The organism is Alteromonas sp. AWJ4_197, from assembly GCF_056160285.1.
In genome coordinates this window covers 406,263-432,312 of sequence record NZ_JBSWWW010000005.1, presented here as the reverse complement: position 1 = coordinate 432,312, position 26,050 = coordinate 406,263, and the positions used below count along the sequence as shown (strand labels likewise).

Sequence of the window (26,050 nt, the reverse complement as noted above, 5' to 3'; positions counted from 1 at the left end):
GGCCAGTCATTAACAGCAACTTAACACATTAATTTTTCTAATGGTAAAAAATAATTTTCCTCAATTGTCAGGTTCATAAACTACTCTATAATGCGCCCATCTGTCGAACAGAGTGAAGCGGTTCTGGAACGGTTTCACACGAGTTTTCTCCTGATTGACATGAGTTCCCTGGATTTATTTCCTTCAACACTTGTTGTTTTAGCCCGTTCAATTTGAGCGGGCTTTTTTTATGCCCGAAAGAAAATATCATAAATAGCAGCAGAAAGAAGAAATGGCCGGCCAATGAATCACTGACCGGCAAGAAAGGATATTTTAGCTTTTTGGTTCAAATCCGAAATGCAGGTAAGCCCGCTGAGACACAATACGGCCTCTCGGGGTGCGCTGAAGGAACCCCTGCTGAATAAGAAACGGCTCAATGACGTCTTCGATGGTTTCCTTTTCTTCCCCGATTGCGGCTGCCAGATTATCGAGCCCCACCGGACCTCCGTCGAATTTATCGATAATAGCCGTCAGCAGTTTTCTGTCCATGTAATCAAAGCCTTCTTTATCCACATCCAGCATATCCAGCGCTTTCGCTGCAATGTCTGCATGTACTTTTCCGTCGGCTTTAATTTCTGCATAGTCTCTGACACGGCGAAGCAAACGGTTTGCGATCCGCGGCGTACCACGGGAGCGCCGCGCCACTTCCTCAGCACCGGCGGCATCCATATCCAGATTCAGATAACTGGCGCTGCGCTGAATAATGGTGGTGAGATCTTTGATATTGTAAAACTCAAGACGTTGCACAATACCGAAACGGTCACGCAGAGGCGAAGTCAGAGAGCCGGCACGGGTGGTCGCCCCCACCAGCGTGAACGGTGGTAAATCCAGTTTAATAGAGCGGGCAGCCGGGCCTTCACCTATCATGATATCAAGCTGATAGTCTTCCATAGCCGGATACAGGATTTCTTCCACCACAGGGCTCAGTCGATGGATTTCATCAATGAACAACACATCATTTTTTTCAAGATTGGTAAGCAGTGCTGCCAGATCACCGGCCTTTTCCAGCACCGGACCGGATGTGGTTTTAATATTCACGCCCATTTCATTAGCAACAATATTTGCCAGCGTGGTTTTTCCTAATCCCGGAGGACCGAAAATGAGCAGGTGATCAAGGGCATCATCACGATTGCGCGCCGCCTGAATAAAAATTTCCATCTGTTCACACACATGGGGCTGACCCGTATAGTCAGCCAGCATTTTCGGCCTTATGGCACGGTCGATAACTTCATCTTCGGTGGTGGCAGCCGGCGCTATAAGTCTGTCTGCTTCAATCATCACTTATTCCCGTTAAATCGCAGCTTTCAAAGCTTCGCGGATAAGACTTTCGCTACCCATACCGTCCTGATAAACAGATTCAACCAGCTTACTTGCCTGAGCAGGTTTATACCCTAAGGCAATCAGTGCACTTTGTGCTTCTTCTCTGGCATCGTTTACCGGCACAATAGTGTTCATGAATTTGGCGTCTACGTCTACGGGCATGGGAACAGCTTGTTGTTTACCGAATTTGGCCAGCCGGTCTTTCAGTTCAACCACCAGCCGTTCGGCAGTTTTCTTACCGATGCCCGGTAGGCTGACCAGTGCACTCACATCTTCATTCTGCACGCTAATCAGGAATTGTCCTGCAGACATGCCAGACAGAATGGTAAGGCCCAACTTCGGCCCCACACCATTGGCCTTAATCAGTTCGCGGAACAGCTCACGTTCCATTTTATCGGCAAAACCAAACAGCAATTGTGCGTCTTCGCGCACCACAAAGTGGGTATAAACCGCCACACTCTCACCTACTGCTGGTAGTTGATAAAAACTGGTCATCGGCATCTGAATTTCATAGCCAATACCGTTCACATCGATTAATACTTCCGGGGGCTGTTTTTCTAGTAATCGCCCTTCAATTCTTCCAATCATTTTTTTGATAACCAAATTAGGTGCCGGACTATAATGACCGCCTTCATTTCGCAGCCAATTCGTGCTCAATTGCAAAAATAGCCAAGCATCATTTTTTAGGTGCAAAAGGCTCGCAGAGACACTAGTCGGGGACGTTTAAAACCTTCTGCAGCATGGATGCTGCAGCAGAGCCCCCAGGGATGGGTTCACGGCGTGTTTTAAACGGCACCGGCATGTGTCTCCAGAAGAGCCTGCTAGCACCGATTCAGCGTAGGCGGCGACGGACGGTTTTACTGGCCTGTCCCGCCATGTTAATCAGACTTTGTTCCGTGTGTGCATGGCACAGCGCTACAGCAAGGGCATCGGCAGCATCGGCCTGAGGCGTTCCCGGCAAATTAAGCAAATGTTTAACCATATGCTGTACCTGGGTTTTCTCCGCACTACCCTTTCCGACAACAGCCTGTTTGATTTGTCTCGCCGAATATTCAGCCACCGGCAATTCAGACTGCGTTGCCGCCACAATGGCAGCCCCTCTTGCCTGCCCGAGCTTCAATGCAGAATCCGGGTTTTTCGCCATAAAAACCTGCTCTATGGCAAATTGCTGCGGCGTGAATTCACGTATTACTTCACCCACACCGGCAAAAATTTGTGCCAGCCGGTCAGCCATAACATCGCTTTTGACACGAATGCATCCACTGCCCAAATAAACAATTTTTCCCTGTTTTCTGGCAATCACACCATACCCTGTTACACGGGAACCTGGATCTATACCCAGTATAATCATCTTCGGCACTCCGGTACAAATGCTTCTACTGCATCACGGTTTGAAGGCGACCATAATTTAGCCAGGGCATCAGGTTTGTCCAGCCATTCAAACGCCAGATGCTCAGTTAGCACAAGCTCACTGGCCGAAGAGACACAGGCACTGAAGACATGCTCAGTATTAAAACGGGTACCCTGCGGGTAACGGTGCAGCCAGCGCCGGCGGATTTCGTAGCGGTTAATATGAGAGCAGTCATTAAGCTGCAAGGGAGTCAGAACGATGCCTGTTTCTTCGGCGACTTCTCTCACAGCAGTTTCTGCAGGAAGCTCACCGGCTTCGACAGTCCCTGTTACAGACTGCCAGAATGAAGGGTCATCGTTGCGTTGTAGTAACAATATACGGTGGTGCTCATCATAGAGCACCACCAGCACAGATTCCGGTCGCTTTAACGCCATCCGGAATTATTCAGCGTCTTTCTTAACAGTCGCAATGGCCAGTTCCGCCAGCGCTGCCGGATTCGCAGGGCCCGGTGCATCTGTCAGCGGGCATGCAGCCGTGGTGGTTTTCGGGAATGCCATTACGTCGCGAATTGACGTTGCACCGGTCATCAGCATCACCAGACGATCCAGACCGAAAGCGAGACCAGCATGGGGCGGCGCGCCAAACTGCAGAGCTTCTAACAGGAAGCCAAACTTGTTCTGCGCTTCTTCTTCGTCGATACCCAGAATACTGAATACCGCAGACTGCATGTCCTGATTGTGAATACGCACAGAACCACCGCCCAGTTCCACACCGTTCAGTACCATGTCGTAGGCATCAGAAATCGCTTCAACCGGGTTCGCTTTGAGCTCTTCAGCGGTCAGGCCGCGGGGTGCTGTGAACGGATGGTGACACGCAAACAGCGCGCCGTCCGCTTCTTCAAACATAGGGAAGTCAACAACCCACAGTGGTTTCCAGTCACCTTCCAGCAATTCGAAATCTTCACCCAGCTTCAGACGCAGTGCACCCATAGCTTCAGTTACTACGTTTTTGCTGTCCGCACCGAATAACAGTATGTCGCCAGCCTGTGCGCCGGTACGCTGTAACAGCGCATCAGTAATGTCTTCAGACAGGAATTTCAGGATGGGTGATTGCAGACCCTCCTGACCAGGCTTGTCTTCATTCACCTTCATCCATGCCAGACCTTTGGCGCCATAGATACCGACGAATTTAGTGTATTCGTCAATCTGTTTGCGGGAAAGACTGGCACCGCCGGGCACACGGATAACCGCCACACGGCCTTTCGGATCGTTGGCCGGACCGGAGAATACTTTAAACTCTACGTTAGCCAGCAAATCAGCCACATCTACCAGTTCCAACGGGTTACGTAAGTCAGGCTTATCACTACCGAAACGCTGCATCGCTTCTGCGTATGTCATACGGGGGAATTCACCCAGATCGACATTCAGCATTTTCTGGAACAAGTCACGGATCATGCCTTCGGTGATAGACATTACGCCATCAGCATCAAGGAAGGTGGTTTCCAAATCGATTTGAGTGAATTCTGGCTGACGATCAGCACGTAAGTCTTCGTCACGGAAACATTTTACGATTTGGTAATAGCGGTCCATACCCGACATCATCAGCAACTGTTTAAAAAGCTGAGGTGACTGTGGCAGCGCAAAGAATTCGCCTTTGTGAGTCCGGCTTGGAACCAGATAGTCACGGGCACCTTCCGGCGTAGCTTTCGTCAGAATCGGGGTTTCGATATCCAGGAAACCTTCTTCTTCCAGATAACGACGTACCGCACCGGTAACACGGGCACGAAACTTCAGGCGGTCGCTCATTACCGGACGGCGCAGGTCGAGGTAACGATAGCGCAGACGTTGTTCTTCAGAGTTTTCCTGATTCCAGTCCAGCGGCAACACCGCAGACTTGTTAATGATTTCCAGTCCAGTACCCAGAATTTCAATTTCACCGGTACGCATTTGTTTGTTGATCTGACCTTCAGGGCGGGCACGCACTTTACCGGTCAGCTTCACGCAGAATTCATTACGCAGTTTATTGGCTACGTCCAGTACTTCCGGTAAATCGGGATCGAATACCACCTGCACGATGCCTTCGCGGTCACGAAGATCGATGAAAATAACGCCGCCCAAATCACGACGCTTGTTAACCCAACCACAAAGTGTGACTTCCTGGCCGGCGTAAGATGAATCAATATTCCCACAGTAATCTGTGCGCATGGTCCCTGAACCTCTGGTAATGTGTTGTCTGCCTGGCGATGCTGACTTGCAAGGCATTGCGGTCAGTGCTTCAATGCAGCCGGACGGTGACTTGTCTCAGTCAGGCAACTATCCGGTTAAGCCTCAGACTTTAGATAAAAATAAGGTCGCATAGTATAAACAAATGCATCGTAAAGCCCAATGACTAAAAGCGATTTCCACAGCCAACTGAACAATTCTCTGCCACCTGTGTACATTGGTGTGCCTCAGTGGCAACACAGCCGCTGGCCGGGGGACTGGTTTAACGATACCGGAGCACGAAAAAATGCCCTCGGATATTATGCAAAGCAGATGAATTCAGTGGAAGGCAACACCACCTTCTATGCCCTGCCCTCACCGGACACTGTGGCCCGGTGGATTGAGCAAACCCCGCAGACCTTCCGCTTTACGTTTAAAGTCCACCAGACCATCACTCACAGCGGTGCACCGGACCCGAACCACCCTGATATTGAAAAGCAGTTGTTGCTGCTGGCCCCGCTGAAAGAGCGGCTGGGCATGCTGATGTTGCAACTGCCCGCCAGCACCGGCCCTGACAGTTTGCAGGCCATTTCCGCCATGTTGCAGCAATTTCCGGCAGACATACCTCTTGGCGTTGAAGTACGTCATCCGGCATTTTTTGATAAAGGTGGCGCGGAACAACAATTTAACCGCATGCTCATAGAACAGAAGGTAAACAGGGTCATTATGGATACGCGGGGATTATTCGCCGGTCCGTCTGACAGCGAACTGACCACAGAAGTACGGATGAAAAAGCCCAGACTGCCGGTGAATGTGATTGCGACATCCACGGCACCGGTTGTGCGCTTTGTGGGTGGTAATGACGATGCCGCCAATACCCGCTGCTTACAACCCTGGATAGGAAAATGCCATCAGTGGCGGCTTGAAGGCCGCACACCATACATGTTCTTCCACAAACCGGAAAATGGCGATGCGCCCTGGCTGGCAGCAAAATTTATCGACAGTTACAACGCCTGCTATCCTGATGCAGCATTGCCTGCTCTGACTTTCGCACCACCATCTGCTGAGCAAACTTCTTTGTTTTGAAAGATTAAGAACCGGGTTGTAGAGAGGAAATAAATATCCGCACTCTGCTCATTTAACAGAGTGCGGCGGGGCATTATCAGAAAATAATGTTGGTGAAGTTACCGGCTTCTAGCGGAAATCACCGGCATCAAGCTCATGTTTTTTCATCAGCTTGTGCATATCGGTACGGTTACGACCGGCCAGCTCGGCGGCACGGGTCACGTTGCCATCGGTCATTTTCAATAATTTGTGCAGATACTTCTGTTCAAATGCATCACGGGCTTCGGTCAGTGTTGGCCAGCTCTGGCGGGTAGCCGACAGAGCCTGTTGCACCAGATGCAGCGGGATCACCGGCGTTTGTGTCAGCGCCACACACTGCTCAACCACGTTAACCAGTTGCCGCACGTTACCGGGCCATTCTGATTTCACCAGTAGCTGCATGGCATCATCAGAAAACTGCGTCACATTCACACCGTGACGCTGACCGCTTTGCTGAAGCAATGTACGGGCAAGCAACGGAATGTCTTCACTGCGCTCTTTCAGGGAAGGTAGTTTCAGATTCACCACGTTAAGACGATAGTACAAATCTTCACGGAAGCTGCCCTCTTCCATTTCTTTATGCAAATCTTTGTGTGTTGCAGAAATAATACGTACGTCGATGTCTACGTGTTTAGCACTGCCCACAGGCCGGATTTGACGTTCCTGCAACGCACGGAGCAATTTGACCTGTAACGTCATTGGCATGTCGCCAATTTCATCAAGGAACAAGGTACCGCCATCCGCTTCACGGAACAAACCGGGATTTGCATGCACCGCACCGGTAAAGGCGCCTTTTGCATGACCAAACAATTCTGACTCCAGCAGGTTTTCCGGCAATGCACCACAGTTAATGGCAATAAACGGCTTGTCACGGCGGTTACTGGCACGGTGAATAGCATTCGCCAGCAGTTCTTTACCGGTACCGCTGGCACCACTGATAAGCACACTCACTTCACGCTGGGCAATACGGAAAGCCTGGTCCATCACACTGGTCATTTCCGGTGCACGGGTGATGATATCTTTGCACCACTCTTCCGGCTGAACAGATAACGACTGACTCAGGGCTTTTTGCAATAACTTGCGTAATTCATCGTGATCCACCGGCTTAGGCAAAAAGCCGAATACACCTCGCTGGGTTGCCGCAACGGCGTCAGAAATCGTACCGTGGGCTGTCATCAATATCACAGGAATATCCTTACGGACCCCCATGATTTCTTCAAATAAGCTCAGACCATCAAGGCCCGGCATACGTAAATCAGACAACACCACGTCGTAGTCATCACTACGAATTTTGCGTAATGCCGCCTGACCATCTTCTACCGCCGTGACCTGATACCCTTCACCTTCAAGGCGAATGGTCAGCAGGCGAAGTAAACTTTTATCGTCGTCAACGAGCAATAATCTGGCGTTTCGCGCTCCGGATTCATTCATCGCTGCGTACTCCTGTTTTTATCCATCAGCGTTGCTTCAACTTTAAGCAACTCTTCCATCTTCTTTGTTTGTGATTCCAGTTCTTTTTCAAGCATCTGCAACTGCTTTTCTTTATCGGTGTTCACGCGGTTTAAGATCACCATTGCCGATTCAAGCTCAAGCATTTCATCGTTAGGGGCATTAACAATAGTGGCCACCACGGTTTGCATATCCGGCGTCAGCTTATCCTTCACTTCAGTCAGCCAGTGCCGGGCACGAAGGCGACTCTGATAAGGGGTGTCTACAGGCAGTGATAAAATGATTTTTTTAATTTTATCCTCTGTGGAATCGGACAACCCGGCGATAGCATCTCTGCGCACAGGCCAGCGGGTATTGTCGGCCTGAACCCACAGGTTCACCCAATAGAGCAAATCGCACTGGTGCTCAAAAGATTCTGTGTCTTTTTCTACCAGACAAAGGGAATCACTCTCCACCAGTTGCGGTGCGACCGTATTTTCCTCGACCGGAATAACTGGTGCAGACTCATTCCCTTCTATCGCTGCACATCCACCCAGCATGGCGGCCAGTGGCAGCAATAATTTGATTTTCATTAACGTTTTTCCTTCTGCGGAATGCTTACTCTAAAACAGACATCGGCATAATCTACATCAACAACAGCCACATCGCCGTGCATCAAACGGGCACAGTCTGAAACAATGGACAGGCCCAAACCCGTACCAATGACATTGTCGTTTCTTGGATCGTCACCCCGGGTAAACGGTTCAAAAAGTTTACCCACTTTTTCCGGCGGAATCTTTTTCCCCCGGTTAGCTACATCAAGTACTGCTACCTCCTCCTGTTGATAAATTCTGACGGAAATAGGTCTGCCTATTGCACCGTGTGCCACAGCATTCGATACCAGATTATCAAGTATACGACGATACAACTCCTCGTCGACACTAATGGTTTCTACTGTTACATCCACAGTAACCTCACGGTCCTGCAGTGCCAGAGCGTAATCTTCGATACAATCTCTGACCGGATCCTGCGGATTGATGTCCGTAAATTTGGGTTCAGCCTGCTGCAGAAGCAGGTTGTAATCCAGCAGCTTTTCTACCAGCGTATTCAGGCGCTGGGTACTGGAACTGAGCAAAGACAGTACTTCAACCTGCTGGGGATTCAGCTCACCGACAACATTCTCAGAAAGCAAACTACACCCTTCTTTAATGCTTGCCAGCGGCGTTTTAAGTTCGTGGGCGGCATGTCGCAAAAGCGCAGTGCGTATATGTTCAAGCTGCTGTAAACGTTCCGCCAGCCAATGAAGATCTCTTTCTACCCCAATTAATTCGTAGGGCGCCTTCGTAGACAATGGCGGCAGCTCACCACGCTGATGGGCGAGGATCTGAATGATTTGCTTGAGCTTGCGCACCGGATTCACAATCAACTGGCTGCCGAGCAAAATCAGCAACAATGACACACTGACCAGCAGCGCCGTCGACCATGCCTGCTTGGCCTGCATATCAGTCATGTCTTCCTGCTGCACAGCCAGACGGGTTTGAATAGCCTTGTCCACGTCTTTACGGATGGCTGTAACACCGTTACTTAATGAAGCGAGATACGCATTCAGTAAAAGCTGATCGTTAATAGTGCGGAAATTTCGTAATTGCTCAATTTGCTTTTTCAGCAGCCCGCAATTTTCACTCGCCGGAACGATACCGCAGAGCTTGCTTTGCGCGCTGGCAAACTGAGCAATTGCATTGTCAGTTAAATCAGCGACGGTGGCGTTCTGGATAATGGCGTACTGACGGAGGGTACGTTCCAGATCTATGGCAGCACCGTCCAGATTTTGCAGGTAACCCACGACCGTCACGACGAAACGTGTCTCTTTGGTGGTCATCCTGCTGACTTTGGCAAGATCGCTCTGGCTTTGCCAAAGCAGTGCTATAAGGGGAACCAGCGCAAGTAAAAAACTACCTAACGTAAGTTGTCTGAGGGAACCAACTCGCAAAATTCGATCACTAAATAAAGTCCGGTTTTTCAGGATCGCATACCCCTTTCAATGCCGCAATAGATGATGGCACCAAATACCCTGTGCCATCGTTAAAAAGATTATTTAGCAGATGCGCGCATGCTGAGTAGTTCTACTTCCTCGCTGGCTTTCAGCTCGTCAATGCTCAACTGACCATCTGCATTATCGTCAATGCGACTGAAAAGACGTAACAAACGGGTATCAGCAACAGCCTCTTTAAGTGAGATATAACCGTCCTGATCTTCATCCAGTTCAGACATCCATGCTTCACCGGCATTGGCCTCTGCAACAGCGATAGCCTGAACAGCAATAATGGTAAATAACAATAAAAATACTTTCTCAATTCGCTTCATAACAACCTCCTGTGCTCGCGGGTTGTGAGCGGATGTAAAGGACTGAGACCCGTCCGGTTATACAGAAGCTCACGTTAAACAGGAGATTGCACAAGTAGTGCCAAAATACCATTAACCAACAAAATCAGTAACTTGCGGTTTAACACTACGAATAAGAAGTTGCAGGTGTTGCAAATTATCTACACTGGCGGCGCAAATTTTTATCCCTGCGCCGCATCCGGAGCATTTAATAAATGCAGATAATTTTGGTCAATAGTCAGCAGTTTGGAGAGGGGTACAGGCTTGCTGAACAAGTATCCCTGAACATGATCACAGCCATGCTCAATCAGATACGCCCATTGACCGGGGTGCTCTATACCTTCGGCACATACGGTTAGTGCCAGTCGTTTAGCCAGATCAATGATGGTACCGGTTACCAGCCGTGAGCGCTCAGAGGTGTCCAGTTCACGGATAAACTGACGATCAACCTTAAGCGTATCGATGGTGATTTGCGTGAGGTAACTTAACGATGAATAACCGGTACCAAAATCATCCAGAGAAATAGCACAACCGAGATTGCTGAGACGCTTGAAGAACTTATCAGCAAAAGCAAAGTTTTCCAGATAGGCGGATTCGGTGACTTCAAATTCGAAATACTCAGGATTCACCTGATAACGTTCAAATAACCCGTAGATATCGTCGAACAAGCCGGTGTGGCGTAAATCGTGGCCGGACAGATTGATTGCGACTTTAAATTTACGGGAGATCAGCATTTGCAGATCGGGCAGTTCCATACATACCCGTTCAATCATCCACTGGGTGATGGCCGATATTTTACCGCCCTGCTCTGCAATGGGAATAAACTCTGACGGCATCACCAGACCAAATTCAGGGTGCTGCCAGCGTATGAGCGCTTCAAGGCCGATAATTTCACCCTGCTGACTAATTTTGGGCTGATAGTAAACCAGAAATTCATCCTGCCGGATGGCACCGTCAATGCTGTTAGCAATAGACATTTTACGCTTGTACGATTCAACCATATCAATGGTGAATAATGTGTAAGTCCCGCGTCCTTTCGCTTTAGATCGGTACATGGCAAGGTCAGCATTACTCATTAACTGACTGAGCTCGTACTCCGCATCACTGGCTCTGGCAATCCCTACACTGACACCAACGGTCAACGCCAGACCTCTCAGCATGAAGGGGTCGGTGAATGCGCTGACCAGTTTATCTGCCAGGTTTTTCAGGCTTGCATCCGACACGTCCCTGTCAGGCACAATAATAAATTCATCACCGCCCAGCCGTGCAATTAAATCGCCTTCCCGCAACAGGTTCACGACACGGTCCGCCACTTCTATCAGGATCAGATCACCGGTTTCATGTCCCAGCGAGTCATTAATCCCTTTGAATCCGTCGAGATCAAAGAAAACCAGTGCCAAATCATCTTTGGTGCGTCTTACACGGGCCAGCTCAAGCCTGAGGTTATCCACCACGAATTGCCGGTTAGGGAGTCCTGTGAGGCTGTCGTAATTCGCCAGCCGCATCATTGTTTGCTGCTGTTCCACCAGCGTATCGTTCTGTTCTTTATTGATGATCAGTTCGACTTCGATTGTATCGAGAAAACTGTTGATACTGGTGCCCAGCCTGGCGACCTCGTGATTATGTTTATCAGAAAATCGCTTTGAGTAGTCTTTGTCTCTGGCGATATCACGGGTAAATTCGATCAGGGCCTGCAGGGGTCTGAGCAATCTGCGGCTTACCAGCAGCGCGACAATCACGGTGAGAAAGATGGTGCCGGCAAGCCAGGGAATGACAGAGAAAAATAATGTCTTCTGCGACTGCGCCAGCAGCCCGTTCATATCACTGACCATCACCACTTTGCCAGTCAGATAAGGCTCTTTACCGATATTGGCTACGGCATACATAAGTCCGTCAGCCGCCTGAATGCCGGCTGGCAATGTGGCAGCAAAGGAGTCACTGGCCAGGTTATTCTGTTTAACCGAAGAGGTGATGAGGTTTTTTCTTAAATCAAATACGAAAGCCGCAGTGACCTGACGGTGTGATAACTGCAGAGCAAGTTCCTTTCGTGCTACTTCGCCATCGATGTCACGGTTATCCTGCGCCGGCTCCAGGCGGGCCGCAACATTCTGCACGAGTGCTGACAACTGCTCCTGCTGCATGGAGGTAACACGGGCTTGCTGCGCGTTCAGCGACACGATGTAGACAACGATTACTGACGCCGCTACCGCTGTGGATATCAGCAACGTCAACGGCAACTTCATGGACCGGAACAAACTAACCTGCCTGATTGTTTACACCAGTCGGACGACTCAGCTATGCAAACTGCTCAACCGGCAGACTGTTCCGTAACGGAAAGCTTTGTTTTAATAAACTGGCTGTGAGGTAAATGTAATAAGTCGGCTATACGTCTGATGGTATGCTCTTCAACAGGAGCAATATCTTTATCGGCATAGGCCACTTCCCATAAGCCCGTTAGAATAGCCTGCTTTTCATCAATATTACACTTTTGATTAATAACATGTGTGAACTGCACCATATCGACCGCTTCTTCTGCCGACGTCTGACCTTCGTTCATTAATGCGTTCAGCTCATCAGTATCCAGAGAAAACTGCCTTTCCAGCAAGGCGCGGTATGCCTCAAGTTCTCTCGGGTCTGCTTCGCGATCTGCGCGAATAATTTCACTCAGCAACACGGCGGTGGCCAGTTCTGTTGTATGGGTTTGCGGTTTGTCTGACGGGTTATCCCTGAACAAATCAAGTACGGCTTTTAACATGTGATATTCCGGTTTGGACGTTTAACTGTTTATACGCGTTTTCAACCAGAATGTTTCACCCCGTGAGATAAGCAATCAAGCGCCGGCGATAAATTACCGGTCAACAGACAACCGGACCTTCAGTGTGTTGCCGTTACCTGAGTAAGTCACCTGCTCACAAAGCTCGTTGAGTAGTGTCAGTCCCCGGCCAAAACTGTTGTCTTCACCAGTATTTGCCGGCGCTGTATAATCAAAACCCTCTCCGGAATCGCTGATTGTGATATCCAGTGCAGCATCTTTGGGCAGAAACTGAATTAAAAAGCTGACCGAGCCTTCCTGCAGTTGTTTAAGCCTGATTTCCCGCGCCTGATAATATTCCAGAAAGCCGTCCGGTGAGGACTTTAACGCAGAGTCCAGTTTCAGAATGCCATGCTCGAGTGCGTTATTAAACATCTCCGAAAGTACAGTGTATAGATCTGATCGCAGTAACGTCATACCGGGTTGTGAATTAATCATTTCGATAAGCGACGGTACGATATGCTGATTTTTAAGCTCTGCCCCGCTGAGAGACAGACTGATGCTGTAAGGCAGCTCATTGAGGGTAAAATCATTTTTCACTGTTGCCAGTGACTGACAGGTATACAACACAATGGTCATGTCGTCGGCCTGCTGCAGGTCGCCACGGTAATTCACTGCCCTGTCGTGCAAATATTGTGAAGTTACCTTTGCCTGTTCGGAAAACCACTTAATAACGCCCTGTTCGTCAGCCATTTCTCCGGCAGCATTCATAACCTCCATCAATCCGTCGGTGTAGACCAGTAGCTGGTCTCCCTCTGCCGCTTCGAACACCTCGCAGTCATCTTCAAATTCATCAGACTCCAGGATACCCAAAGCCATATGCCTTGGCGGTAAGGAGCGTACCCGGCGTGTGCCTGCTTCCTTCAGCAATAACTGAGGCATGCCGCCATTCCAGACGGAAAACCGCTTGCCGCTGGCATCTATTTCCACAATGACAGCGGCACAAAACATATCTGCCGGAAGTAAAGATAATAGGGTGGTATTCAGTTTTGCCGCCATTTCCCCGGCAGAGAGACCACGTCTGGCCATAGAACGGAAAGACCGGCTGACAGGCAGCACGCCGATAGCAGATGCAAGACCATGACCGGTGAAGTCACCCACCATGAAATACACGCCGCCGGCAGGACTGGCCTCACACAGAAACACATCTCCGTTAAACACCGCCGCCGGTGACAAATCGAAATCGAAGAAAGCGGTGATGTCAGACTTGTTTACAATGGCATTATTAAAGATATGCTCAACAATGGTATGTTCGCGGTCAACATTCTGCTGAAAATACCGTAAGGCACGGTTCTGCATTTCAATTTTGTTGCTGAGTTGCCTGATACGCCCGTGAGCACGGATTTTCGCTGCCAGAATGACTTTATCAAAAGGCTTGGCGACAAAGTCATCACCACCCACTTCAAGACAACGGGCCAGACTCTCTTTATCATCCAGTGAAGTGATGAAAATCACCGGCAGATAGCTGTCACCATACATTTCCTTTAAATGGGGAGCGACCTCGTAGCCGTTCATCTGGGGCATGATCACATCAAGCAAAATGAGATCAGGCTTAAGCCGTGAGGCCATCTCCAGTGCTTCTGCACCATTTTTCGCTTCGTAGCAGTCGGTATACCCCTCCTCTTCCAGCATGTGCAGAAGCAAAAAGCGGTTCAGCGACTCGTCATCGACAATCAGAATTTTCATGGCTGTGAGCCTTTCTGTTTATCAGGAAATGGCAAATTTCTTGTCGAACCGGGAGATAGTTAAGATGCGCCCGACCTGAGGACGACAATGGGTAATTTTGTATTTCAGCGATTTGTCTGCCAGAGTTTTCTGCATGTTAAGCAACATGCCAAGAGCCGAGCTGTCCATGTATTCTGTTTTGCCCAAATCGACTTCTACGGTTTCAACAGTTTGAGGTAGCGACATGTACGCATCTCTGAATTCCTGCACCTTGCCGAAATCAAATTTATCGTCCAGTTCGATTACCCAGGTGACGCCATCATCAGATAAACCAGCTGCAATTGTCATTCATTCTTCCTTTGATTAAATCTTGTTTAAGCGTAGTCCGTTATTAACCGTTTATAAAACATAAACAACGGAAAAAGCCGGAATCCATTGGGATTTCCCTGTAATATTTCTTATCATTACCTTAGCAGGCACACTAACGTACTGAGATGCATGCGGAAATAGCGAAAAGCGCACTGATATTAGACTAAAGACTAAATCACCCGTACGGTGCCATACAAACGTAATCAGAGACATACATATGCAAGACTCAAAATTAGTATACAGTACCGACGGTGGACGTATTCAGGAATCGAAACCACAAATGACCCGCTCATCTTCCAAAGATGGTGTAGTCAGAATTCACCGTGAAACAAAAGGACGCAAAGGTAAAGGTGTGTCTGTTATCCACGGTCTGGACCTGGATGCAAAAGCCCTGAAGGCCTTGTGTACCGAGTTGAAGAAGAAATGCGGCTGCGGTGGCGCAGTAAAAGAAGGCCTGATAGAAGTACAAACAGATGACCGCGAAAAACTGCGGACTTTACTTCAGGACAAACAATATACCGTTAAACTGGCCGGTGGATAAACCGAATCCTTACTACAATTAGTCTCATTCAATAGTGACGTCAGGTGAGAAAAAATGGAAAAGCTTTCAATCTCTGACTTGCACATAGTGCTGGTCGAACCTTCAGATACACAACGAAAAATAATTACAAACCTGTTTCTCAAGGAAAACGTCAGAGAAATTGACGCTGTCAGTTCAATTAAGGAAGCCCGCGAGGCTATCGAATCCCACAGTGCAGATTTAGTTGTCAGTGCCATGTATTTTGAAGACGGCACCGCCATTGAGTTATTAAAATTCATTAAAAGTCATCAGGAATATGCATCCATTCCTTTCATGCTGGTGTCCAGCGAAAGCCGTACTGTGAAACTGGAAGAATTTAAACAGGCAGGGGTGGCCGCGATTTTGCCTAAGCCTTTCGAACCCATTCACCTGTCCCGGGCACTGAACGCAAGTTTAGATTTAATTAATCACGATGAGCTTGAACTGGAATTGTTCGACGTGCATGAAGTCCGCGTGCTGCTGGTTGATGACAGCCGTCTGGCCCGTAATCATATCCGCCGGGTGCTGGAAGGAATGGGTCTGAAGAAGATCACTGAAGCAGAAAACGGTGCCATGGCCCTGACGCATATAAAAGATGCCGAATTTGATTTGGTAGTGACAGACTACAACATGCCGGAAATGGACGGCCGTGAATTATCTGAATTTATTCGCTTTAATCCGGAAACTGCGCATATTCCAATTATCATGGTGACATCTGAGTCTCAGGACAGTATGCACATGGCTAACATTCAGCAAACCGGGGTTAATGCCCTGTGTGATAAACCCTTCGAACCTACCGAAGTGCGGGCTATGCTGGCGGCACTTTTAGGCGAGTAACAGGTAAACCCCGGTGCTGTTAGCACAACCGGCACTAAGATTGAAGATGAACGGTGATAACGACCGGTGCAAAACTGTATAAAACTATTGACACTCACCGGTCATCGTCATAAAGTCGGGCATATGAAAACGAATATAAAGCACACTAACGCATTCTTTTTTGGTTTTATCACCTTCATTTGAGGGAGGATACGCTGTGTGTATAAACCTCCCGCACGGGAGGTTTTTTTTTGCCACGAATACGAGTGTAGAACTATGTCAGAACCCGCTTTAGACGCAATACGAAAACGCATTACCGAACTGGACAGCCAGTTGTTAACCCTGCTGGCCGAGCGGCGTCAGCTGACCAATGAAGTAGCAGAAACTAAAATCCGCCACCACATTCCGGTGAGAGACGTTAAACGGGAAGAACAACTGCTTATCCGTTTAATCAAAGAAGGCCGGAACGCTGGCCTGGATCCCCACTACGTCACCCAGATTTTTCACGTTATCATTGAAGACAGTGTACTGAATCAGCAAGCCATGCTGGCCGAACGTGCAAATCCCGGCAGCAGCCTGCCGCTTAACCGTGTTGCTTTTCTTGGCGACAAAGGGTCGTACAGCTATCTGGCAACACAAAAATATTTCTCCCGCCGGCCCGGTGAACTGATGGAAATGGGCTGCCAGAGCTTTGCTGAAATTGTTCAGAAAGTAGAAAGTAATGAAGCTGATTACGCTGTACTCCCCATTGAAAACACCAGCTCAGGCAGCATCAATGAAGTTTATGACCAGCTGCAACACACTCACCTGAGTATCATTGGTGAACTTACCCACCCTGTCCGCCACAGCTTGCTGGTAGCTAAAGACACCAGTCTCAGCAAAATTAAAACCTTGTATGCCCACCCTCAGGTATTTACTCAGTGCAGCCATTTCCTCGCGGAACTGGGCAATGTTGAAGTGAAAACCATGGATGCCACCTCTTCAGCGATGCTGACTGTTAGTGAGTTACAACGTGACGATGTGGCTGCTATCGGCAGTGAAGCCGGCGGAAATCTTTACGGATTAATGGCTATTAAGTCTAATCTGGCAAATCAGAAAGAGAACCACAGCCGCTTCTTTGTTGTATCAAGAGATCCGGTAAAAGTACCGCTACAGGTTCCGGCTAAGACCACGATTATTATGTCTACTGTACAAAAGCCGGGGGCTCTCGTTGAAGCTCTGACGGTGCTCAAAGACAACCAGCTTAATATGACCAAACTGGAATCACGGCCGATTACGGGTAATCCCTGGGAAGAGATGTTTTACATCGACTTCGAAGGAAATCTGGAAGACGGACCGGTACAGAATGCCATTGAGAGCCTGAAAAAGATGACCCGCTACCTGAAGGTGCTGGGTTGTTACCCCACTGAAGAAGTCAGTCCGACGAAAGTAGCCGCCGCCAGCGCGCTCATCGACAGCGAGTAATCGCCAGCCTTTAATTCAGCCCCGTGCAGGGGCTGATTTGCCTTTTCCTCTCATTTCTGCGACCATGCGCCGCGATTTTTACTGCGTTTTTTTCTGCTGAAGTTCAGCATGCTATCTATATGATACAGAAAGCTTTCAAATTCACTAAATAATAATTAAGCGTCATCACACCCGTTTGACTTCAAACGAAAGTGAGCCAAAACACCCTCTCAGAAAGTATATAACGCGATTTCGAACTGAATGATACCTGCACTGCGGGGGTATTTTGCTACCCGTATTTTGGCCGGTGTCATCGTCATTTTTTATTTTTACTGAGGTATCTAATGTCTGAAAAAAGACTTCTGAATTTTATCCACGGCAAACCTGTCAGTAACCAGTCCGGGGAAACCTTCTCTGTTACTAACCCGGCCACCGGAGAAGTCATTTACGATGTTGAAGTTGCTGATGATTCAATCCGTCAGGCAGCAATAGAGAGTGCCAGAGAAGGTTTTAAGCAGTGGTCCTCTATGACTGCAATGGCACGTTCACGAATACTGCTTAAAGCCGTCGCTATTCTACGTGAGCGCAACGACGAACTGGCCCGTTGCGAAGTACTGGATACCGGAAAGCCTATTCAGGAAGCAGATTGTGTGGATGTGGTCACCGGTGCTGATGCCATCGAATACTTCGCCAATCTTGCCCCTGTTCAGGTTGGTCAGCAACAGGATCTGGGCGGGGATTTCTACTACACCCGAAAAGAACCTCTGGGCATTTGTGCCGGGATTGGTGCGTGGAATTATCCAATCCAGATCGCCTGCTGGAAATCCGCGCCGGCACTGGCCGCCGGTAATGCCATGCTGTTCAAGCCATCAGAAGAAACGCCACGGGGAGCTGTTGAGCTGGCTAAAGTCTACATTGAAGCCGGCGTACCAGCCGGTGTGTTTAATGTGGTTCATGGTGATGGCGACACAGGTAACTGGCTGACCACTCACCCGGACATTGAAAAAGTGTCGTTTACCGGCGAAGTAGGCACGGGCCGTAAAGTAATGGAAGCCGCTGCCGCCAATTTAAAAGATGTCACCATGGAGTTAGGTGGCAAGTCCCCCCTTATCGTTTTTGACGATGCGGATATTTCTCAGGCTGTGAGTGCAGCCATGCTGGGGAATTTCTATACCCAGGGTGAAGTATGCACAAACTGCACACGGGTATTTGTTCATGAAAGTGTTTATGACGCTTTTGTCGGTGAACTGAAAACCCGCACGGAAAACAATATCAAAGCCGGCGACCCGATGAACCCGGACGTCAATTTCGGCGCCTTGATTTCAAAAAAACATCAGGACCTTGTGATGGGATACATCGAAAAAGGGAAAGCTGAAGGCGCGACACTGCTCACCGGCGGCACGACGTTGCAACCGGACGATGCCCCCAACGGCTATTTCGTGGCCCCAACCATTTTCACTGACTGTTCGGACGACATGACTATCTGCAGGGAAGAAATCTTCGGCCCTGTCATGAGTATTCTGACCTTCAATGATGAAGACGAAGTAATAGGCCGTGCTAATAACACCCCTCTGGGCCTGGCAGCAGGCATCATGACCAAAGATGTACAGCGGGCTCACCGTGTCATCCACCAGCTGAAAGCCGGAATTTGCTGGGTCAATAACTACGGCGCTTCTCCTGCTGAAATGCCTGTGGGCGGCTACAAGCTATCCGGCATCGGCCGTGAGAACGGTATCGAAACCCTTGATCAGTATACCCAGACAAAATCGGTATACATGGGCATGACACCACTTGAAGCACCGTTTTAAGGGGTCACTATGAAACAGTATGACTACATTATCGTCGGTGCGGGCTCTGCAGGCTGTGTGCTGGCAAATCGCCTGTCTGCCAATACGCAGCATAAGGTATTACTGGTAGAAACCGGCGGCAGTGATAAAAGCATTTTCATTCAGATGCCCACTGCCCTGTCGATTCCGATGAATACCGACAAATACGCCTGGCAGTTTCACACGGAACCGGAGCCTTATCTTGATGACCGTGAAATGCACTGCCCGAGAGGAAAGGTGCTGGGTGGCTCATCATCAATAAACGGTATGGTGTACGTACGGGGCCACGTCCGTGACTTTGACGAATGGGCAGAGCACGGTGCTGAGCAATGGGATTATCAACATTGTTTGCCCTATTTTAAACGTGCTGAAGACTGGTACGAAGGTGCCAACGCCTACCGCGGAGAAGACGGACCGCTGGGAACAAATAACGGCAACCAGATGCAGAACCCCCTTTATACTGCTTTCATTGAAGCGGGCAAACAGGCGGGTTATGCAGAAACGCTCGATTACAACGGCGCACAGCAGGAAGGTTTTGGCCCGATGCACATGACCGTGCAAGGCGGAAAACGCTGCTCTGCCGCAAGAGCTTATCTGGATCCGGTTAAGCACCGTGATAACCTGACCATTGTGACCCTGGCGACTGTTGAAAAAGTCCTGCTGGAAGGCAAAGTCGCAAAAGGTATTCAGTTCACCGGCAAAGACGGCACTGAAAAAGCGTTTGCAAGCAAAGCTGTTATTCTCAGTGCCGGTTCCATCGGATCTCCTCATTTGTTGCAACTATCCGGTATCGGTAACCGTGAAGTACTCGAAAAAGCCGGTATTGATTGTCAGCATCACTTACCCGGTGTGGGAGAAAACTTGCAGGACCATCTGGAGTTTTATTTCCAGTTCTACTGCAAAGAACCAGTCACACTGAACAGCAAACTGGACTGGTTTTCAAAAGGACTGATCGGAGCCCGCTGGCTGCTGTTTAAAGACGGCCTGGGTGCCACCAATCACTTTGAGTCCTGCGGTTTTATCCGTTCGAAAGAAGGTGTGGAATGGCCTGATCTGCAATACCACTTTTTACCCGCCGCCATGCGTTACGATGGAAAAAGCGCAGTGAAAGGTGACGGGTTCCAGGTGCACATTGGCCACAACAAACCAAAGAGTCGCGGGTTCGTGCATGTAAAATCAGCGGATCCGTCACAGGCTCCGGCAATACAGTTTAATTACCTGCAACATCAGGATGACATAGAAGGCTTCCGCGCCTGTGTCAGACTGACCCGCGAAATCATCAATCAGTCTGCGTTCGACAAGTACCGTGGCGAAGAAATCCAGCCCGGCAAACAGGTGCAGACTGATGAGGAAATCGATGCATTTGTCCGCCGGGCGGTGGAAAGTGCCTACCACCCCTCCTGCTCATGCAAAATGGGTGAAGATGATATGGCCGTCGTCGACTCGCAAACCAGGGTACACGGTATCGCTAATCTGCACGTGGTTGACTCGTCCATCTTCCCCACCATTCCTAACGGCAACCTGAATGCACCGACCATCATGGTGGCTGAGCGGGCAGCCGATCTGATCCTGGGTAATGAACCACTCGCCTCAGAGAACCGGGATGTGCTGGGCGATCTTAAGTGGAAGCAACGTCAGCGCAGCAGAGATATGGGTGTAATGGGCGTTGAATCGCCGGTGAACAATCAGGAGTAACCTATGAATTTATGGTTAAGCGCCGGTATCGCGCTAACCCTTATCGCCATTGTTTTCATTTTGTGGAAGTGGGGCAACTTAACCATGATCGGTGTGACGCCGGTGAAAACACTGACCTTCATTTCCATTCTGTTTACTTCAGGACTGGATGTAGGACTTATCATGTTTCCATTGACGGAGTTCAGCACCTATGCCGATACCCCGGCAAACCCGGAGTATGCCTTTACCAACCCTCTCGCCATTGAGTTCGGGTTCTGGGGCTTCTTCATCTGGGCTTTTTACTTTGTTACCTGTTTTTACTTTTGTGTCATCGAGCCGAAGGTAAAATTCTTTGAAATCAGCTGGGTAAAGTTCATCAATAACGTGGTGATCATCGGTACCTGTGCATTTACGGCGTTCCTCCTTCTTAAAAACCTGCCATGGTATTTGCCGTCCCTCGGAGATGGCGAGTCCATAGTACCTGTGTTTTATCTTATCGTGTTCGCAGCCATCGCTTTTTCGGTGTACAGCAGCACAGATATTAAATACGTCAGAATTTTAAGTGTTTCTACGACCTGGTTGTTTATCTCGCTCATCGCATTCATGTGGGGCGGTGCTTTCTTGTGGGGTAAAAGTGACATTTCAGAATACTTCGCTGCCACATCCCTGCTGGGCGGCTATTTCGCAAATATTGAGCACTTTCTGTTCCCGCTGAATAACTATCACGCGTTTTATCTGTTCTGGTGGTTTGCCTGGAGCATCATGATTGGTCAGTTTACTTCCCGCTTCGTCGGCGGCTTAAAAACCTGGCAGGTGCTGTCAGCGATGTTGATCTTCCCCTCGATTCCCATCGCACTGTGGTTTGGTGTGCTGTATCACTATCACGAGGCCGGTTTAGACACCACCGGGATCCGCAACATCGCCATGGTGTTTGTGGGTATTGTGTTCGTGATCAACTCGCTGGATTCCCTCATTCGTTTATATACCGACAACCTGAATCTGTCGTCAGGACGACTGGGTAAGTGGAAGTACTTCTTCCTGAACTTCATCGCACTGGCAGCACTGACCATGCTGTTCAAAATCGACTTCCTGAAAATTCAGTGGGTCGGCGCCCTGGTGATTGCCCTGTTCTATTGCTGTCTGGGCTATATTCTGTACAAGAAATTCACACCGGTCAGAAAAATAGACAGCTCACCGAAAGAAAATGAACTCGATTTTGAAAAAATCGAAACCATGCAATAAGGAGAATATATGCAGTTTACATATTCAAAAATGGTAGCGATTTGCTCACTTGCCGTTGCACCGGCCGCGCTGGCGGACTGGTCAGCCACGGTAACCGGCGCCTCTGATTACATGTTTAACGGGGTAAGTCAGACGCAAAATGATCCGGCCCTTCAGGGCAGTATCGACTATGCGGCTGACAACGGCTGGTATGCGGGCAGCTGGACATCCAATGTGGATTACGGCGATGCAGCAAACCGCGAACTGGATTTTTACACCGGTTATTATCAGTCACTGAATGATTCAACAGATGCTGATTTCGGTATTGCTTACTACAGCTACTATGGCAGCTCTGCAGCCAGCGAATATAACTACCCGGAGATGTACGGAAAACTGATTTTTACCCACCGTCTGGGTATAACAGAAACCACACTGTGGTATTCGTGGGATTATTTCGGTACCGGCGCAGACCATGTCATCGGGAAAGTCGCCCATACCTTCAGTATTGCAGACAACCATGCAATACAGCTGACGGTTGATAACTCTCATTCACTGGATGAAGATAAATATCAGTGGGATACCGGCGACAGCAGTTACGTGCATTACAAAGTGGCATATCAGACGCAGTTTCATGGTTTTGACATCGAGATTGCAGCAGAGGATACAACACTGAGTTACGATACGGCGGATGCTAGATTGTTTGCCAGTGTCAGCCGCACATTCAGCTTTTAACTAAAAAAAAGCGCAACACGGTACCAGGGAGACGACCAGTTGCGCAGTTCAATCAGAGTAAAGCAAGCATGTTTGAGGACTTGCTTTACTCATATTGCACAAAGCTTAGAAGCGTGCAGTGATGCGGGCGTGTAAATAACGGCCCAGCACGTCGTAAACTTCCGGTACGGTGTTCATATCGTTGTACGAATACAGGTACGGAGGCGTTTTATCAAACAGGTTGTCAATACCGGCAGACACTGACCACTGATCATTGATGTAGTATTCACCTGAAACATCGTGGTACACCACAGTACCCACATCTGTCATCAGACCGTACGATTCCAGATAGTAATCGTCTGTCATGCCACCGATGTAACGCATCTTCCAGCGCAGCTTCCAGTCATCGGTACCGGCTTTAATCGCAAAGTTAGACTTCCACTCTGCAAATCCACCGTTGTTACCGTCGATTTTACCTGTGTATTCCACATTGTCTTCAGTATACTCAAGCAGACGGGTGGTATCCCAGTTAACGTTCCAGTTGAGACCCAGTGCGTCGAAGTTATAGGTCACATTGGCATCAACACCACGGGTTTTCAGGGTACCCACGTTAGTTAGCGGTGATTCCATGTAATCAATGTTACCGGTGATATCGTCACGGACGATGCTCAGGACACTACAAGCTTCTTCATCCCCACCGTAACAGCTGTCCAGATAAGACTGTGTATCGATACGGGAAATTGCATTGCTCAATTCAATGGTGAAATAATCCAGTGTCATTGATAAGCCTTCCACAAAAGACGGGCTGTACACCACACCTAATGTATAAGTATCAGCCTCTTCCGGGCTCAGGTTATCAATGGTCACGTAGGTATTCTCAATCTGAGAATCCGTGTACGCATAAGAGGTGTTACCAATCTGCGCATTACAAGCCTGATATACGTTTGACGCGGTATCCAGGCTGCCATAGCCTGAGCACGGATCAACCAGGTAATCGAAAGAACCCACGTTACCGCCGTACAGTTCATCGACGGTGGGGGCACGGAATGCAGTAGACGCCACACCACGGAACATCAGATCTTCGTTCACTCGCCAGGTCAGACCCAGCTTCCAGGTGATATCAGAATCAAACGTGCTGTAATCAAACCAGCGGATAGCGGCATCAAGAGACAGCTCTTCTGCTCCGGGGACGTCAGCCAGTAAAGGCACAGCAAATTCTGCGTAAACCTGCGTGGTGTCGTAGCCGCCGGATGTAGGATCCTGCGCCGAGGCGCTGCCATCACCTGCAACAGTTACCGCATCAGGCTGATACCAACCTTTCTCTTTACGGTATTCCGCACCACCGGCAAAGCCGACGAAACCGGCTGGCAGTTCAAAAAGCTCTCCCGACAGGTTTACATTCCAGGAAGTAAACTGGTTACCTCCGGATGCCTGGTCGGTATAAGTGATGTAATCCAGAGTTTCCTGAGTAATATTGCCTTCAGTGGCGAACCAGTCCTGACAAGGAATCGTGACATCGTCACACACATCAGTGTCCATGGTCTGATAAATTTTAGTCAGGTTGATGTAATTGGAAGAACGGTCTGTGGCATCGTTACGGCCGTAGGTGTAAGACACATCCCAGTCAAAACCGTTACCGATATCCAGATAGCCCTGGAATCCGACGACTGAACGGATGGTATCTGTGGTCTGATCGAAAACCCGGTCACCCACTTCTGTCATACGACGACGCATGGAGGTTGCGACACCGAAAGGGTTACCTGTCGCATCAGCGGTCAGGGTTGCACTGATCGGAGACGGTGCCATTTGTTGCGTGGATGTACGCTTGGTATACAAAAATTCCATGTATGCCTGTGCATCATCAGTCAGGTTGTAATTACCGTTCGCGAATAAGCCGATACGTTCCTGCGGCGTGTACAGATAAGAACGCTCAGAGTAGTTGTAAGGCGTGTAACCTTCAGAGAAGTTCTTATCACTGTCCAGTGTTCCCCAGCCGTCGCCCGCATTGTATGCACCACCCGGTACATAGGAACTGCCTGACTGGCAGTTACCTTCTGCATCATAATCGTTGTCAGGACAGGCAGAGAAACCACGGTCGCCCTGCATGGCAGAGCCACGGTCAACATAGCTGATACCCAGAACGATATTGCCTTTATCACCGCCTGCACCGGTTACAATACTGATGTTACCTGTGTTGGCATCACCCTCATCACTGCCTGCATAACCGACATCAATCTGAAAACCTTCAAAGTCGTCTTTTGTAATGATGTTAACCACACCGGCAACAGCGTCTGAGCCGTATACCGCAGAAGCACCGTCTTTCAGTACTTCAATACGCTTGATTGCCGCCAGCGGAATAGTGTTAAGGTCAACCGAAGAGTCTGCGCCGGTACCGGAATTTACCATTCTGCGGCCATTAACCAGTACCAGTGTACGGTTGGCGCCTAAACCACGCAGGTTAATGCGGGCAGCCCCCACACCGCCGTTGTTCGATGCGGCACCTGTTGCCATACCACTGGCAGCAGGACTTTGTTGTAAAACCTGTTCAACCGACGTGTAGCTGCCTAAAGAAATGTCTTCAGCGCTGATGATTGCAACGGGACTGGCCGTTTCCATGTCGGTACGCTTAATGCGTGAGCCGGTGACCTGCACTTTTTCAACCTGCTGTTCAGCTGTGGCTGTATCCTGTGCGAAGGCGTGTGTTGTCGTTAGAAGGGTTGAAGCTGCTCCCATTGCAAATGCAATTTTAATCGATTGGGCGATTTTAGGATTGATGTTCACTTTTTAGTTCCCCTGAACTATTTGCATTATCTGAAATCAGACAATTACGAAGTTCTGATTATTGATGGTTATATTTGTGCGACTGAAATCGCGGCGGGGAATAAACCATAATCCAGCTGTGTAAATCAATTTACAAAAGGGGAAATAGCGACAAAAATTCCATTTTTTACTTTTAATTACATTTTAAAGACAGTGGGTGAATAAGTTTTACACACATCAGTGAAACCTAAATAAAGCCCAACTAAACAATCACTTTATTGATAGTGAATACTAACCTTGAATTAATTGTAAAATGACCTTTTAATTCGACGAATTTGAGTTAAATATCATACAAAACAAAAAAGGCAG

23 protein-coding genes are annotated in these 26,050 nt (G+C 48.8%); 9 read left to right on the top strand and 14 right to left on the bottom strand.

Annotated features, from left to right (window positions below; all coding sequences use genetic code 11):
* Positions 1 to 312 precede the first annotated feature (312 nt).
* The 5 genes from ruvB to aspS all read right to left on the bottom strand — a co-directional run bounded on the left by ruvB (position 313) and on the right by aspS (position 4,914).
* Positions 313 to 1,317, bottom strand: a complete 1,005-nt coding sequence (gene ruvB / locus ACXAGC_RS13580) for a Holliday junction branch migration DNA helicase RuvB (protein ID WP_119500815.1) — start codon at positions 1,315 to 1,317, stop codon at positions 313 to 315.
* 12 nt (positions 1,318 to 1,329) lie between these two features.
* Positions 1,330 to 1,947 (bottom strand): Holliday junction branch migration protein RuvA, encoded by a 618-nt coding sequence (gene ruvA, locus ACXAGC_RS13575; protein WP_474844804.1) that lies wholly within the window; start codon positions 1,945 to 1,947, stop codon positions 1,330 to 1,332.
* A 244-nt stretch (positions 1,948 to 2,191) separates the two neighbouring features.
* Positions 2,192 to 2,710 carry a crossover junction endodeoxyribonuclease RuvC gene (gene ruvC / locus ACXAGC_RS13570; protein ID WP_119500813.1) on the bottom strand — a complete coding sequence of 173 codons (519 nt, stop codon included), beginning with the start codon at positions 2,708 to 2,710 and terminating at the stop codon, positions 2,192 to 2,194.
* Positions 2,707 to 3,144 (bottom strand): dihydroneopterin triphosphate diphosphatase, encoded by a 438-nt coding sequence (gene nudB / locus ACXAGC_RS13565; RefSeq protein ID WP_474844803.1) that lies wholly within the window; start codon positions 3,142 to 3,144, stop codon positions 2,707 to 2,709. Before nudB ends, ruvC begins: the two co-directional genes overlap by 4 nt.
* Positions 3,145 to 3,150: 6 nt before the next feature.
* Positions 3,151 to 4,914: an aspartate--tRNA ligase gene (gene aspS, locus ACXAGC_RS13560; protein ID WP_474844802.1), complete on the bottom strand. Its 1,764-nt coding sequence runs from the start codon at positions 4,912 to 4,914 to the stop codon at positions 3,151 to 3,153.
* Here aspS and ACXAGC_RS13555 point away from each other — a divergent pair.
* Both ACXAGC_RS13555 and ACXAGC_RS13550 read left to right on the top strand, forming a co-directional pair.
* On the top strand, positions 4,913 to 5,068 hold the full coding sequence (locus ACXAGC_RS13555; RefSeq protein ID WP_161599126.1) for a hypothetical protein: 156 nt from the start codon (positions 4,913 to 4,915) through the stop codon (positions 5,066 to 5,068). The genes aspS and ACXAGC_RS13555 overlap by 2 nt on opposite strands.
* A gap of 26 nt (positions 5,069 to 5,094) precedes the next feature.
* Positions 5,095 to 5,997, top strand: coding sequence for a DUF72 domain-containing protein (locus ACXAGC_RS13550; protein WP_474844801.1), 903 nt, complete (start codon positions 5,095 to 5,097; stop codon positions 5,995 to 5,997).
* A 108-nt stretch (positions 5,998 to 6,105) separates the two neighbouring features.
* On the opposite strand, the gene ACXAGC_RS13545 is transcribed toward ACXAGC_RS13550, so the two are convergent.
* From ACXAGC_RS13545 to ACXAGC_RS13510, 8 genes are all read right to left on the bottom strand, one after another.
* Complete coding sequence (locus ACXAGC_RS13545) at positions 6,106 to 7,446, bottom strand: sigma 54-interacting transcriptional regulator (RefSeq protein ID WP_119500809.1); 1,341 nt, start codon at positions 7,444 to 7,446, stop codon at positions 6,106 to 6,108.
* A complete protein-coding gene (locus tag ACXAGC_RS13540; RefSeq protein ID WP_119500808.1) occupies positions 7,443 to 8,036 on the bottom strand; it encodes a hypothetical protein in 594 nt (197 codons plus the stop codon). The genes ACXAGC_RS13545 and ACXAGC_RS13540 overlap by 4 nt, the downstream gene beginning before the upstream one ends.
* Positions 8,036 to 9,436: a sensor histidine kinase gene (locus tag ACXAGC_RS13535; protein WP_349586212.1), complete on the bottom strand. Its 1,401-nt coding sequence runs from the start codon at positions 9,434 to 9,436 to the stop codon at positions 8,036 to 8,038. The genes ACXAGC_RS13540 and ACXAGC_RS13535 overlap by 1 nt, the downstream gene beginning before the upstream one ends.
* Before the next feature lie 98 nt (positions 9,437 to 9,534).
* Positions 9,535 to 9,807, bottom strand: coding sequence for an EF-hand domain-containing protein (locus tag ACXAGC_RS13530; protein WP_474844800.1), 273 nt, complete (start codon positions 9,805 to 9,807; stop codon positions 9,535 to 9,537).
* A gap of 200 nt (positions 9,808 to 10,007) precedes the next feature.
* Complete coding sequence (locus ACXAGC_RS13525; protein WP_474844799.1) at positions 10,008 to 12,080, bottom strand: putative bifunctional diguanylate cyclase/phosphodiesterase; 2,073 nt, start codon at positions 12,078 to 12,080, stop codon at positions 10,008 to 10,010.
* Between the two features lie 53 nt (positions 12,081 to 12,133).
* Complete coding sequence (locus ACXAGC_RS13520; protein ID WP_474844798.1) at positions 12,134 to 12,580, bottom strand: tellurite resistance TerB family protein; 447 nt, start codon at positions 12,578 to 12,580, stop codon at positions 12,134 to 12,136.
* Positions 12,581 to 12,673: 93 nt separating this feature from the next.
* Entirely contained in the window at positions 12,674 to 14,323 is a 1,650-nt protein-coding gene (locus ACXAGC_RS13515; protein ID WP_474844797.1) for an ATP-binding SpoIIE family protein phosphatase, read from the bottom strand.
* A 21-nt stretch (positions 14,324 to 14,344) separates the two neighbouring features.
* On the bottom strand, positions 14,345 to 14,650 hold the full coding sequence (locus tag ACXAGC_RS13510) for an STAS domain-containing protein (RefSeq protein ID WP_119500802.1): 306 nt from the start codon (positions 14,648 to 14,650) through the stop codon (positions 14,345 to 14,347).
* Between the two features lie 238 nt (positions 14,651 to 14,888).
* Here ACXAGC_RS13510 and yciH point away from each other — a divergent pair, with 238 nt between their 5' ends.
* The 7 genes from yciH to ACXAGC_RS13475 all read left to right on the top strand — a co-directional run bounded on the left by yciH (position 14,889) and on the right by ACXAGC_RS13475 (position 22,942).
* Entirely contained in the window at positions 14,889 to 15,212 is a 324-nt protein-coding gene (yciH, locus tag ACXAGC_RS13505) for a stress response translation initiation inhibitor YciH (RefSeq protein ID WP_474844796.1), read from the top strand.
* 54 nt (positions 15,213 to 15,266) lie between these two features.
* Positions 15,267 to 16,067, top strand: coding sequence for a response regulator (locus ACXAGC_RS13500; RefSeq protein ID WP_474844795.1), 801 nt, complete (start codon positions 15,267 to 15,269; stop codon positions 16,065 to 16,067).
* Positions 16,068 to 16,322: 255 nt separating this feature from the next.
* On the top strand, positions 16,323 to 17,510 hold the full coding sequence (pheA, locus tag ACXAGC_RS13495) for a prephenate dehydratase (protein WP_119500799.1): 1,188 nt from the start codon (positions 16,323 to 16,325) through the stop codon (positions 17,508 to 17,510).
* 323 nt (positions 17,511 to 17,833) lie between these two features.
* Positions 17,834 to 19,297 (top strand): betaine-aldehyde dehydrogenase, encoded by a 1,464-nt coding sequence (gene betB, locus ACXAGC_RS13490; protein ID WP_474844794.1) that lies wholly within the window; start codon positions 17,834 to 17,836, stop codon positions 19,295 to 19,297.
* A gap of 9 nt (positions 19,298 to 19,306) precedes the next feature.
* Positions 19,307 to 21,010: a choline dehydrogenase gene (gene betA / locus ACXAGC_RS13485; RefSeq protein WP_474844793.1), complete on the top strand. Its 1,704-nt coding sequence runs from the start codon at positions 19,307 to 19,309 to the stop codon at positions 21,008 to 21,010.
* Positions 21,011 to 21,013: 3 nt separating this feature from the next.
* Complete coding sequence (locus ACXAGC_RS13480) at positions 21,014 to 22,231, top strand: BCCT family transporter (RefSeq protein ID WP_119500797.1); 1,218 nt, start codon at positions 21,014 to 21,016, stop codon at positions 22,229 to 22,231.
* Positions 22,232 to 22,240: 9 nt separating this feature from the next.
* A complete protein-coding gene (locus tag ACXAGC_RS13475) occupies positions 22,241 to 22,942 on the top strand; it encodes a TorF family putative porin (RefSeq protein WP_474844792.1) in 702 nt (233 codons plus the stop codon).
* A 105-nt stretch (positions 22,943 to 23,047) separates the two neighbouring features.
* Here ACXAGC_RS13475 and ACXAGC_RS13470 read toward each other — a convergent pair whose 3' ends face one another.
* On the bottom strand, positions 23,048 to 25,702 hold the full coding sequence (locus ACXAGC_RS13470) for a TonB-dependent receptor plug domain-containing protein (RefSeq protein WP_232373511.1): 2,655 nt from the start codon (positions 25,700 to 25,702) through the stop codon (positions 23,048 to 23,050).
* Between the last annotated feature and the right edge of the window lie 348 nt (positions 25,703 to 26,050).